Consider the following 11483-nt stretch of genomic DNA (forward strand, 5'->3'; position numbering starts at 1 on the left):
GCGGGTATCAGGCCAGTTTATGGTTAGCCATTAATTCCAGCGCCTGCACTAACGCAGAGTGATCCAACTGGCTGCCACCGTTTGCCGCACAGGTATTAAATAACTCCTGGCAGGTCGCAGTGTTTGGCAGGTTCAGCGCAAGTGCTTTCGCACTTTGCAGTGCCAGGTTGAGATCTTTCTGGTGCAGAGCGATTTTGAAGCCCGGATTAAAGGTGCGTTTAATCATACGCTCGCCATGAACTTCCAGAATACGTGAGGAAGCAAAGCCGCCCATCAGCGCCTGGCGCACACGTACCGGATCCGCACCGGCTTTTGAAGCAAATAGCAGGGCTTCAGAAACCGCTTCAATATTGAGCGCCACAATAATCTGATTTGCCACTTTGCAGGTTTGACCGTCGCCGTTACCGCCCACGAGGGTGATATTTTTACCGAGCAGTTCAAACAGCGGTTTAACACGTTCAAATACCGCTTCATCACCGCCAACCATAATCGACAACGTCCCTTCACGCGCACCGATTTCACCGCCAGAGACTGGCGCATCGAGATAATCGCCGCCCAGTTCATTCACCTGACGAGCGAAACGCTTAGTTTCAATCGGGGAAATGGAGCTCATATCAACAATGGTTTTGCCCTTCAGCGAGGCTTTGGTACAACCATTTTCACCGAACAGAACTTCTTCAACCTGTGGTGTATCTGGCACCATAATAAAAATGATGTCCGATGCTTCCGTTACCTGGCGCGCAGTTTCAACACTGACGGCACCCAGTGACAGTAATTCATCAGCAACCGGTCCAATGGTTGTGACATGCAGTTGATGACCGGCACGCGCCAGATTAATGGCCATCGGTGTACCCATAATGCCTAAGCCAATAAATCCCAGTTTCATAATTAACCTCTTTTAAATTTCGCTTTTCCTGAATTCAGACAACACGATCCCCTGCCAACTTAGCGGCCTAAAAAAGCATTGCCTGAACAGCGTTACGTTTTAACGGTACGGATCCATCCAGCGTAAACCGGCTTCCGTGGTGGTTTGGGGTTTATATTCACACCCAACCCAACCGTTGTAGTCAGAATTTTCGATTACCTTAAAGAGATAATCATAATTAATTTCTCCGGTTCCCGGTTCGCCGCGATGCGGATTATCGGCAATTTGCAGGTGACCAATTTTATCAGCCCACTGAGTCATGGTGTTGGTTAATTCACCTTCCATCCGCTGCATGTGATAAATGTCATACTGAATTTTCAAATTGCAGCAACCAACATCATCAATCAATTTCAGCGCCTGCCGAGTTCCGGTGAGATGGAAACCAGGAATATCAAAATGGTTAATAGGTTCAATCAGTAATAAAATATCTTCTTTCATCAGCATATTCGCGGCATAACGCAGGTTTTCTACAAGCGTTGCGTGAATCTGTTCACTGCTGAAACCAGCCGGCGTTTTACCGACCAGACAGTTAATTTTTTTATTACCCAGCGCACGGGCATAACGAATCGCTGCTGCTACGCCATCCCGAAACTCTTCTTCACGGCCAGGAATACAGGCAATACCGCGCTCCCCCGCCGCCCAGTCACCCGCCGGTAAATTGTGCAGCGTATGTTCGAGTTTATTACTCGCCAGCACCTGTTTTAATTCTTCAATGTCGTAGTCATAAGGAAACATAAATTCAACGCCGCGAAAACCACACTGCGCAGCTTTCTCAAAACGGGCGAGAAAATCATATTCTCCAAATAACATCGATAAATTAGCAGAGAAACGTAACATTATTTATCTCCCTTATTCATAGTGCATGAAGCAGGTTTCAGTCGGTGCGTCCGCTGCGTTATCGGCGATATCTTCAAATTCCATGACGTTATCCAGTTCGCTGCCCATCGAAATATTGGTCACACGCTCGAGAATAACTTCCACGACTACCGGTACCCGATATTGCGCCATTAAGGCTTTCGCCTGTTCAAAGGCTGGCGCAATATCTTCCGGTTTGAAGACGCGAATCGCTTTACAACCTAAACCTTCCGCTACTTTTACGTGGTCAACACCGTAGCCATTCACTTCACTGGAGTTGATATTCTCGAAAGCGAGTTGCACGCAGTAGTCCATATCAAACGCGCGCTGCGACTGGCGAATCAGCCCCAGATAAGCGTTATTGACCAGTACATGGATGTACGGAATGTTGAACTGTGCGCCAACGGCCAATTCTTCAATCAGGAACTGGAAGTCGAAGTCACCGGAAATCGCCACCACTTTGCGCTCTGGATCAGCGGCACAAACCCCCAGCGCCGCCGGAATGGTCCAGCCCAGCGGGCCTGCCTGCCCACAGTTGATCCAGTGGCGGTCTTTAAAGACATGCAGCATTTGCGCAGCGGCAATTTGCGACAGACCAATGGTGGTGACATAGCAAACATCGCGACCAAAGGCTTTGTTCATCTCTTCATACACGCGCTGCGGTTTCACCGGCACGTTGTCGAAATGGGTTTTGCGCAGCAAAGTGCGTTTGCGCTGCTGGCAGTCGGCGACCCATTCTTTACGACACGGCAGACGACCCGCTTTTTGCATCTCCTGCGCCACTTCAACCAGCAGTGTCAGCGCCGCTTTAGCATCAGAGACAATGCCGAGATCCGGACACAGCACGCGACCAATTTGCGTCGGCTCAATATCGATATGAACGATTTTGCGCCCTTCGGTGTATTTCTCTACCGAACCGGTATGACGGTTAGCAAAACGGTTACCGATACCAAACACCATGTCGGACGCCAGCAACGTTGCGTTACCGTAACGATGCGCGGTTTGCAGACCCACCATCCCGGCCATCAGTTCATGATCGTCCGGGATACAGCCCCAGCCCATCAGCGTTGGGATCACCGGAACGCTGGTCAGTTCAGCAAACTGTTGTAACAGTGCAGCTGCGTCAGCATTAATTACCCCGCCCCCGGCAACAATCACCGGACGTTCGGCCTGGATTAACATTTCTACAGCTTTTTCGATCTGCATACGGCTGGCAGCAGGTTTGTAGACCGGCAGCGGTTCGTACATATCAGGATCAAACTCGATTTCCGCAACCTGAACGTCGAACGGTAAATCCACCAGTACCGGACCCGGACGACCAGAACGCATCAGGTGAAATGCCTGTTGCAACACACGAGGCACCAGCGCCGCTTCACGTACTGTAACCGCCATTTTACTTACCGGCTTGGCGATAGCTTCGATATCAACAGCCTGGAAATCTTCTTTATGCAGACGGGCGCGCGGAGCCTGGCCAGTAATACACAGAATAGGAATGGAATCAGCAGAAGCAGAATAGAGCGCGGTGATCATGTCCGTGCCCGCAGGACCGGAAGTCCCCAGACATACGCCGATATTCCCTGCCGTTGCGCGGGTATAACCTTCCGCCATGTGCGAAGCACCTTCCACATGACGCGCCAGAATGTGACGAATACCGCCGTGCTTACGCATCGCTGAGTAGAACGGATTGATTGCAGCTCCCGGAACGCCGAAGGCGGTGGTGATACCTTCTTTCTCCAGCACATACATTGCCGCGTCAACGGCTCTCATTTTTGCCATTTTATTCCTACCTCTATTAATTGGAAAAATTTTCCAACTTTCAAATTTTGTCAAAAAAACCCGCTCCGCAGAGCGGGATGCGACAGACACTATGGATGTGCTTTCAGTCCCAACGCCGTGCTGATATCGCGGGCGGTGTCTCTGACCAGCTCACCCTGACTGACAAAACGATCTTCTGTCAGTCTTGATGAAGGCCCGGAGATGGAGATAGCGGCAACAACGCTACCGACATCATCGTAAATTGCTGAAGCTATGCAATTCAGACCTACAACATGCTCTTCTTTATCTACGGTATAGCCCAGTTCACGCGCTTGTTCCAGGTCCTTCAGCAAGGTGGGCATATCCACAAGCGTAGTTGGCGTAAACTGCTGCAAACCGGTTTGCAGAATGATGCTCATCAACTCCTCTTCCGCCAGCGGATAAAGCAGCGCTTTGCCCGCACCGGAAGCATGCAGCGGCAGACGACTGCCCAGTGGCGCACACATCCTGACCATTGATTTACACTCTAACTGACCAATTAATACTGCTTCATTGCCGTTACGGATCGCGACATTGACCGTTTCGCCGGAAAGTAACATCAGGCGGCGCATAAACGGCCCGGCGACGGAGAGGACATCGCGGTTATGGATGTACGCCGCACCGACGTTAAAGACACCTAATCCTATATGCCACCAGCCTAATTGACTGTCCTGATAGACAAAATCCGCTGCCTGTAAAACCTTCAGCAAGCGAAAGGTCGTGGAGAGCGGCAAATCCAGATTGAGAGAAATATCGCTAACCGACGAACTTCCCCCACTTTTTTCCAGATATTGCAGAATCGCAATTCCCCGCTCTAACGCCTGTGCGCCCTTCTGTGCCACAGGCTCCGCCTGTCCTGGCCTGCCGCGCCGTCTAACTTCCGTCATACCTACGTTAACTCCGACCTACAAGTGAGCATAAACAATGAACAATTAGTTTATCTTATGCAAGTCGGTTGCAGGCGTCACGCAAAACAGAGTTCCTGTTCAGGAATACTTTCAACATCACAGTTGTCACTGCCGCCGCGATCGATGGTCAGAAAATCGGTGACGCGCTGCCAGGCGAAAAGTGGGTGATGCCAGACGTTACGATGGTAATTCACTCCCTGTTCGCCGTTGGTGATAAACGCCCGCAGCGTTGACAGGTCTGGTTTGTCGTCGCCTAACGCCACGACCACCACAAACACTTCACCTTTCATCGGGATAAAGGCCTGAGTGCCCAGCGGATGACGTTCGAGTTCGTAAATGGTCAGCGGCAGATTCGCCGGTTGCGCGCGGTTAATGCTGATAAGCGTACGGTCTTGCTCAAGAATCTCAACCAGCGCCAAATCGTGGTAACGCTCCACCAGGCCATTGTTAATATGGAAAAAATCCCGTTGCTGAGTTTCGATTACGTCGCCATAAGCACTAAAGGCTTCCTGACTTAACGGTAATACCTGAAGTTTCATCTTTTTGTCCTTGTAACATAATTCCGTTCAACCATCGCCGACCGGTCAGCTTGGTTTCAATAACAGGCAATCTAAAACCTTAAGAGAACAACATCAACACAAAAGTTGGAATATTTTTCCAAAAGTAGATTTAGTCCACAAATTGAACAGGGTTATCATGTAAAAATACTGATAAATCAGAGGATAAGAAAATCACGCAACTTGCGGATTTAAAAGGGGATACCTGAAGATGTTCGATCCAGAAACCTTGCGGACTTTCATTGCGGTTGCTGAAACAGGAAGTTTTTCAAAAGCGGCAGAACGATTATGTAAAACCACGGCGACGATCAGTTATCGCATTAAACTTCTGGAAGAGAATACCGGAGTAGCGCTGTTTTTCCGCACGACTCGCAGCGTGACGTTGACAGCGGCTGGCGAGCATCTACTTTCCCAGGCCAGAGACTGGCTGAGCTGGCTGGAAAGTATGCCAAGCGAGCTGCAACAGGTGAATGATGGCGTGGAACGCCAGGTGAATATTGTCATCAACAACCTGCTCTACCACCCCCAGGCCGTCGCCCAGTTGCTGGCGTGGCTGAATGAACGTTACCCCTTTACCCAGTTTCACATCTCCCGACAAATCTATATGGGCGTCTGGGATTCGCTATTATACGAAGGTTTTTCACTGGCTATCGGCGTCACGGGAACCGAGGCGCTGGCAAATACCTTTAGTCTTGATCCCTTAGGATCGGTGCAATGGCGCTTTGTCATGGCGGCGGATCATCCGCTGGCGAACGTTGAAGAGCCGCTAACAGAAGCGCAGTTGCGGCGCTTTCCGGCGGTCAATATTGAAGACAGCGCCCGCACCTTAACCAAACGCGTCGCCTGGCGATTGCCTGGGCAAAAAGAGATTATTGTTCCTGATATGGAAACGAAAATCGCCGCCCATCTTGCGGGCGTTGGCATTGGTTTTTTGCCAAAATCGCTTTGCCAGTCAATGATCGATAATCAACAACTAGTTAGCCGGGTAATCCCAACGATGCGCCCTCCTTCGCCATTGAGTCTGGCATGGCGCAAATTTGGCAGCGGCAAAGCGGTAGAAGATATTGTGACCTTGTTTACCCAGCGCAGGCCGGAAATCAGCGGATTTTTAGAAATTTTCGGCAACCCACGCAGTTAAAAATCAAGTTTCCTTGCGCGTTGGCGCGTAAAATAGCGCGCAAGCTGATTTGAGGTTCACTTTTAACTATGCAAGAGAGACACACGGAACAGGACTATCGTGCCCTGCTGATTGCTGATACGCCCATTATTGATGTTCGCGCCCCTATCGAGTTTGAGCAAGGCGCAATGCCCGCCGCTATCAATCTGCCGTTAATGAATAACGATGAACGCGTCGCCGTTGGCACCTGTTATAAACAGCAAGGGTCAGACGCGGCGCTGGCGCTGGGTCATAAACTGGTGGCGGGTGAAATTCGTCAGCAGCGTATGGACGCCTGGCGGGCAGCGTGCCTGCAAAATCCGCAAGGTATTCTCTGCTGCGCCCGTGGCGGTCAGCGCTCACATATTGTGCAAAGCTGGTTGCATGCAGCGGGGATTGATTATCCGCTGGTGGAAGGCGGTTATAAGGCACTGCGCCAGACCACGATTCAGGCGACTATTGAACTGGCACAAAAACCGATAGTGCTGATTGGCGGTTGTACCGGCTGCGGCAAAACGCTGTTAGTGCAACAACAGCCGAACGGTGTTGATCTGGAAGGGCTGGCGCGTCATCGCGGTTCGGCGTTTGGTCGCACCTTACAACCACAACTTAGCCAGGCGAGTTTTGAAAACCTGCTGGCTGCCGAAATGCTAAAAACCGACGCCCGTCAGAATTTGCGCCTGTGGGTGCTGGAAGACGAAAGCCGGATGATCGGTTCGAATCACCTGCCGGAATGCCTGCGCGAGCGAATGACTCAGGCGGCGATTGCGGTGGTAGAAGATCCGTTTGAGATCCGTCTTGAGCGCCTGAACGAAGAGTATTTCTTGCGTATGCATCATGATTTTACCCACGCGTACGGCGACGAACAGGGCTGGCAGGAGTATTGCGAATACCTGCATCACGGACTTTCGGCGATCAAGCGTCGGCTGGGGCTACAGCGCTATAACGAACTGGCTGCAAGGCTGGATGCAGCGCTGACAACGCAACTCGCAACCGGTAGCACCGACGGTCATCTGGCCTGGCTGGTGCCGTTACTTAAAGAATATTACGACCCAATGTATCGCTATCAGCTTGAGAAAAAAGCGGAAAAAGTTGTCTTTCGCGGTGAGTGGGCGGAAGTGGCGGAATGGGTTAAGGCGCGGTAATGAGGGACGTATTTGTATTAGTCGCGACTTGATCTGACACATGGCCTTGAAAGGTTGAGAGTTACCGGTTTTGATATGAGTGTCGAATCCTTATCCAAAACAAGAGGTAACTCTCATGCTTCATACTGCCAATCCCGTCATCAAACACAAAGCCGGTTTGCTCAATCTGGCTGAAGAACTCAGCAACGTATCAAAAGCCTGTAAAATCATGGGCGTTTCGCGTGATACGTTTTATCGTTACCGCGAACTGGTCGCTGAAGGCGGTGTGGATGCGCAGATTAATCGTAGTCGCCGCGCTCCTAACCTTAAGAACCGTACCGATGAGGCAACTGAACAGGCTGTTGTTGATTACGCCGTCGCTTTCCCGACACATGGTCAGCACCGGGCCAGCAACGAGCTGCGTAAACAGGGGGTTTTTATCTCCGACAGTGGTGTCCGTTCTGTCTGGTTACTCCATAACCTTGAGAATCTCAAAAGACGATACTGAACAAATTTTATCAGGTGACGTTCCGTAAAAAGTTGTATGGAGTTCTCGATGCAGTCGGCGCGACTATCAGTACCCCCGCTGAACCTTGGACTATCGGGCCGCCGTACTGGGGCATGTCACCCTGGCGTGCCGCTGGTTTTCCGCTAATGGTTTATTTCCTCTTTCTTTCCCGGCAAGAATTTATTTTAATCCGGAAGGATTATTTATTTTCAGATAGGGACTCACATTAAACACGTAACATTTTAATTAATGCATGGCTGAATATGTATTACACAATGTCAGATATCGTAAAAGACCAGTGCAATTCTATGTAAACTCTCTGACTGTTCATTTTATTTGTTGTTTCAGGGTCGGAACTCACCCTCAATAAACAACTGAATACGAGTAGATATTCATCGTCTGAGCTATATGGCTTTACACAATAGCCGACATGTCTTTTCTCAGTCAGGAATTTTACTTTTCCTCACTACGAAGTTGACGACTTCGATATGGGATAGACTCTTAATTCAAGCAATTACTCTGCACAAGCATCAGGCAATCCAGCTCCAATATTTGTTATAAAATAATGCGTAACATTAATTTCACCAACAAAAAAAAGGTTTACGCTATCCCCTTGCCCTGGTATTTTACCATATTTACACCACACTTTTTTTGTATCTGGATCATTCTCTGATACGATTTTCGCCACTTGTTCCCTGGCCCTCACCGTCAATGTTTTCTTAAACCTCCCCCCATCATCGATTGTTAGGGAAAAATAAGAAAAAAAATAATCATCTTCTACATTTGTGGATATTGATATATCCACCGCTACGTGCGGAAAAAAATCTGGGAGCCATGTAAAAACTCCATCACTTTCTGGTATTGCCATATAGTTTATGTAATGCTTACTTACAAGAGATTCATCTTTGTGTAAATAAAGATAAGTAGTCACGCATAAAAAAACAACGATTATAATAGCAAAAATAAATATTACCATCTTTGAGATGTTACTTGAGATAGCCAGCATCTTGTAAAGCCTTTATCGTTTTTTTATGCTCTGGATTAATATAATCAATACATCTATTTGAGCAATCTTGTGTTAATGGACATGTCAACCCATGTTCATTTACAGCCAAGTCTTTTTTATTATCTTCAATCATCTCAGAATGGGATAACTTTACTTTTCTGCCGTACATACCGAACATATTTAACCCGTAATCTCTAATCTCTTTTTCATAACCCAGCCCTTTCGCTGATCGGCTAACACCAGCGTCATTTAATTTAGACACTCGACAAAATGCCATACAATGGAAAAATTGATCAGTCCCACCTAAATTTAATCTCTTCATATCATCATAAGTATCAGATAATATATCCCATGCTCTTTGATGGTTTAGTTGTTCTTTTTTTCGCATTAACGCTACATCTGCAGGACTTAACCCTAATGGATCAATACCATTCACCGGCTTCAGCGGATACGCATACAGACTCCATCCCCCCTCCAGCCCTATCGGGTCCTGAGTGATATACCGCCCCTGCAACGGATCGTAGTACCGGTTCCGGTTGTAGTACAGCCCCGACTCCTTATCATACTGCTGCCCCGGCAGCCGGTACGGCTGGTGCAGGTGATGCGGGTTCTCTTCATTCAGCTGGTTGCCCCACTCATCATACTCCCCGCTCCACGCAATGTTTCCATCCGCATCCATCAGCGCCAGCATTATTTACTATGTAGGAAATTCAAAACACATCCATTTTTCTTATTAATTTCTATAATAAATACACCACCCGCAACTTCATAAGGTAACTTTGCTCCCTCAACAACCCAACTATCTGGTAGTTCCGTAATTAAATATGGTTTTTCTTCTTCTGCAATCCGTTCGCCATAGCGATACCTAACATATATTTCAGCTAATTGTATCGCCATTGTTTCAGTTTTTACCGTATTTTTAACAGAGTATTTATCTAAATGTAATTTTTCCACATACCTCATAAAAATAATGTTTTCATCAGAACCGTAAACAGCTGTCTCATTACAGGCAAATAGTATAAAAAATGAAAGCATCGAAAATATTGAACTATATTTCATTGAATCTCCTTATAGGCCCCACTAATAAAAGCACTAAAATTAATCATGATACGGTATGCATACTGAACTCAATCCCGGGACACTATTTCTGATAAAAATATATTCTCCTTTATTATTAAGCGCCTCAAATCGTCCATCAGGTGTTGCGAGATAAAATGCTTCAAGATTATTATCTTTACTTCTTACAAGATTTTTATCGCTACTTGAAAAAAATTCATCAACATAATCGCCATGACTATCTGCACCGTGAGTATGATAAGCAGCAACTCTATCTGTACCTGTGGGACATTTTCTTTTCAGAGGATATGACTCCTTTCTTAAATTATCAGTTTCTGCCTTAGATGCAAAATATTTTCCATTAGTATCTTTACAGACAATACCAGAGTATTCCATATCATTACATAGAGATCTATTCTGCGTTTCTTTCAAAGCATCTAACGCAGCATCTGCAGTACTATCAAATTTACTTGGTCCTATTATACGTGAAAGAACACCACAAACTCCCCCCGTACATGCTCCAGATCTGGCATCATCCCAAGTCTGCAATAATCCCATAGGGTCAATTTGTTGTAGTGGATTTAAAGGATACTGATATAAATTCCATCCCCCTTTCAACCCCATCGGGTCCTGAGTAATATACCGCCCCTGCAACGGATCGTAGTACCGGTGACGGTTATAGTACAGCCCTGATTCCTCATCATGCTGCTGCCCTGGCAGACGGTACGGCTGATACACATGATGCGGGTTCTCCTCATTAAGCTGGTTGCCCCATTCATCATATTCCGCGCTCCACGCCGTATTGCCGTCTTCGCTGATAAGCGCCAGCGGCAGTCCCCGGTGGTCGCAGTGATAAAGATGAGCTTTTCGCGCCGGTGTGTATTCCGGCTCCACCTGTCTGGCCAGTTGCTCCACCGTCAGCCCGCACTGCGCAAGCCACGCCCGGCTTTCACTGCTCACGCGGTCTGCCCGGATTTCTTCCTCCAGTCTGTCCAGCAGCCGCACCAGTTCAGCCGGAAATACCACGCCGTGCCCGTCCTCGCTCCCTTCCTGCTGCAGCTTCTCCGCCAGGCTGCGGCGCTGCGCTTTCTCCCGCTCGCCGTTGTCTGTTTCGATGCGGATGAGCGGCGCGAAGCTCCCCGGCTGATATACCGTCTGGATACGCGTGGTGTCGGTCTGTACCGTCGTCAGCCGGTCGCCGTCCCACCCGTACCACGTCACCTCCGGTTTCCGCGACAGCGACATCCATCCCGTCAGGTCACGCTCGCGACGCCACACCCGTTTCGCCATTCGCCGTCCCAGCGGGTCGTAGAGGTAGCGGCTCTCGACCAGTGGCTCGCCATGCTGTATCCGCGTGTGGAACACCAGGCGGTGCTGGCTGTCGTAGTGGTAGTGGTGGGTCCGCTCGTCGTCCGTCCGGATAACACCCGCCGGGATAAGGTCCGTCTTCTCCGTCAGTCTGCCGTATTCATCATAGTGGTAAACATAGTGCGCATCCTCTGCGATGCGGTTATCCGGCCACGCCGTGAGGGTACTGTCCGGGTGCAGCTCCGGGTCCGGCAGGCGGTTTCCCGCCGGGTCGGTGGCATACGGG

9 protein-coding genes and 3 pseudogenes are annotated in these 11483 nt (G+C 48.9%); 3 read left to right on the forward strand and 9 right to left on the reverse strand.

Annotated elements, in window-relative coordinates; translation table 11 throughout:
- Positions 1-7: 7 nt before the first annotated feature.
- The 5 genes from glxR to allA form a co-directional block, all read right to left on the reverse strand.
- On the reverse strand, positions 8-886 hold the full coding sequence (gene glxR, locus QZF50_RS19920; RefSeq protein WP_000765839.1) for a 2-hydroxy-3-oxopropionate reductase: 879 nt from the start codon (positions 884-886) through the stop codon (positions 8-10).
- A 99-nt stretch (positions 887-985) separates the two neighbouring features.
- Positions 986-1762 carry a hydroxypyruvate isomerase gene (hyi, locus tag QZF50_RS19925; protein WP_000943556.1) on the reverse strand — a complete coding sequence of 259 codons (777 nt, stop codon included), beginning with the start codon at positions 1760-1762 and terminating at the stop codon, positions 986-988.
- Positions 1763-1774: 12 nt separating this feature from the next.
- On the reverse strand, positions 1775-3556 hold the full coding sequence (gene gcl / locus QZF50_RS19930; RefSeq protein WP_001096878.1) for a glyoxylate carboligase: 1782 nt from the start codon (positions 3554-3556) through the stop codon (positions 1775-1777).
- Between the two features lie 89 nt (positions 3557-3645).
- On the reverse strand, positions 3646-4461 hold the full coding sequence (gene allR / locus QZF50_RS19935) for an HTH-type transcriptional repressor AllR (RefSeq protein WP_000141275.1): 816 nt from the start codon (positions 4459-4461) through the stop codon (positions 3646-3648).
- Between the two features lie 77 nt (positions 4462-4538).
- A complete protein-coding gene (allA, locus tag QZF50_RS19940) occupies positions 4539-5021 on the reverse strand; it encodes an ureidoglycolate lyase (RefSeq protein ID WP_000776392.1) in 483 nt (160 codons plus the stop codon).
- A 229-nt stretch (positions 5022-5250) separates the two neighbouring features.
- Here allA and allS point away from each other — a divergent pair, with 229 nt between their 5' ends.
- The 3 genes and pseudogenes from allS to QZF50_RS19955 form a co-directional block, all read left to right on the forward strand.
- Entirely contained in the window at positions 5251-6177 is a 927-nt protein-coding gene (gene allS, locus QZF50_RS19945; protein ID WP_000460129.1) for an HTH-type transcriptional activator AllS, read from the forward strand.
- Positions 6178-6245: 68 nt separating this feature from the next.
- Complete coding sequence (mnmH, locus tag QZF50_RS19950; protein ID WP_001583277.1) at positions 6246-7340, forward strand: tRNA 2-selenouridine(34) synthase MnmH; 1095 nt, start codon at positions 6246-6248, stop codon at positions 7338-7340.
- Between the two features lie 115 nt (positions 7341-7455).
- A pseudogene (locus QZF50_RS19955) lies at positions 7456-7821 on the forward strand (helix-turn-helix domain-containing protein); the annotation flags it as partial.
- A gap of 520 nt (positions 7822-8341) precedes the next feature.
- On the opposite strand, the gene QZF50_RS19960 reads toward QZF50_RS19955, so the two are convergent.
- The 4 genes and pseudogenes from QZF50_RS19960 to rhsD all read right to left on the reverse strand — a co-directional run.
- On the reverse strand, positions 8342-8833 hold the full coding sequence (locus QZF50_RS19960) for a hypothetical protein (protein ID WP_000879780.1): 492 nt from the start codon (positions 8831-8833) through the stop codon (positions 8342-8344).
- A pseudogene (locus QZF50_RS19965) lies at positions 8814-9521 on the reverse strand (RHS repeat-associated core domain-containing protein); the annotation flags it as partial. The pseudogene QZF50_RS19965 and the gene QZF50_RS19960, both read right to left, overlap by 20 nt.
- Positions 9522-9523: 2 nt before the next feature.
- Entirely contained in the window at positions 9524-9892 is a 369-nt protein-coding gene (locus tag QZF50_RS19970) for a YbbC/YhhH family protein (RefSeq protein WP_000877768.1), read from the reverse strand.
- Between the two features lie 39 nt (positions 9893-9931).
- Positions 9932-11483: pseudogene (gene rhsD / locus QZF50_RS19975) on the reverse strand (rhs element protein RhsD); the annotation flags it as partial.

This window comes from uncultured Escherichia sp. (assembly GCF_948475835.1).
Lineage (GTDB): Bacteria > Pseudomonadota > Gammaproteobacteria > Enterobacterales > Enterobacteriaceae > ECMA0423.